At 67.0% G+C, this 999-nt stretch carries 2 protein-coding genes; one reads left to right on the top strand and one right to left on the bottom strand.

The features are described 5' to 3' along the window. Positions 1-515: 30S ribosomal protein S9 (gene rpsI / locus C100_RS33125; protein ID WP_024019330.1), on the top strand; the 515-nt coding region annotated here is incomplete at its 5' end. A gap of 93 nt (positions 516-608) precedes the next feature. On the opposite strand, the gene C100_RS48595 is transcribed toward rpsI, so the two are convergent. Then, a partial coding sequence (locus C100_RS48595) for a hypothetical protein (protein ID WP_037530051.1) occupies positions 609-999 on the bottom strand: 391 nt, incomplete at its 5' end.

Below are 999 nucleotides of genomic sequence, written 5' to 3'. Positions count from 1 at the left end.
CCCCTGCCGCCGCTCCGGCCGCTGCTGCTCCGGCGACCGCGCCCGTCGCTGACCAGGTCGAAGCCGATGCGGCGCCCGTAGCCCCGGTTCAGCCTTCCGCGCCGCTGCGCGCCCAGGAAATCGACGGCCTCGGCCGCGCCTACGCCACCGGCCGTCGTAAGGACGCCGTGGCCCGCGTCTGGGTGAAGCCGGGCACCGGCAAGATCACGGTCAACGGCCGCGATCAGGAAATCTATTTCGCGCGTCCGACCCTGCGTCTGGTTATCAACCAGCCCTTCGGCGTCACCGAGCGCGAAGGTCAGTATGACGTGATCTGCACTGTCAAGGGCGGTGGCCTCTCGGGTCAGGCCGGCGCGGTCAAGCATGGCATCGCCCAGGCGCTGTCCAAATATGAACCGGCGCTGCGCAGCGCGGTCAAGGCCGAAGGCTTCCTGACCCGCGACAGCCGCGTTGTCGAACGTAAGAAGTACGGCAAGGCGAAGGCCCGTCGTAGCTTCCAGTTCTCGAAGCGCTAAGTTTCTTCGGAAACCACGAAAACAGGAAAGGGGCCGGTTTCCGGTCCCTTTTTTGTTGCCCGCAATAACCTGCGGCCAGGGCAGGGCATCGCCTCAGCGCGCTGCTTTCTCCTGTTCGATCAGCGCGTTGATCCGCGCCAGCAACTGCGCCTGCATGTCCTTCGCCTTGTCCGGCACGTTGCGGCTCTGCACCGACCGGGCGAGCGCGGGAAGGTCGTGGCGATAGCCCCGGTCCAGCAACTCCACGACCTTGTCGAAACGGCCGAGCGAGGAGGCCCAGCGCGCGATGGTGGGGCCGCCATCGGCGCTCAGATTGATGTCCGCGCCATGGTCCAGCAGTCTGTAATAGGCGCGCCAGTCGCCCCGATGCACGCCGGCCGAAAAGGCGTAGGACAGGGCCAGCGTGCGCGTATCGCTTTCATGCGCGTTGGCGTCGCCCCCGGCGTTCAGCAAGCGCAGCAGCATCGGCTCGCGGGATAGCGCC

The organism is Sphingobium sp. C100 (genome assembly GCF_000508185.1).
Classification (GTDB): domain Bacteria; phylum Pseudomonadota; class Alphaproteobacteria; order Sphingomonadales; family Sphingomonadaceae; genus Sphingobium.
This window is presented reverse-complemented; position numbering and strand designations above follow the sequence as displayed.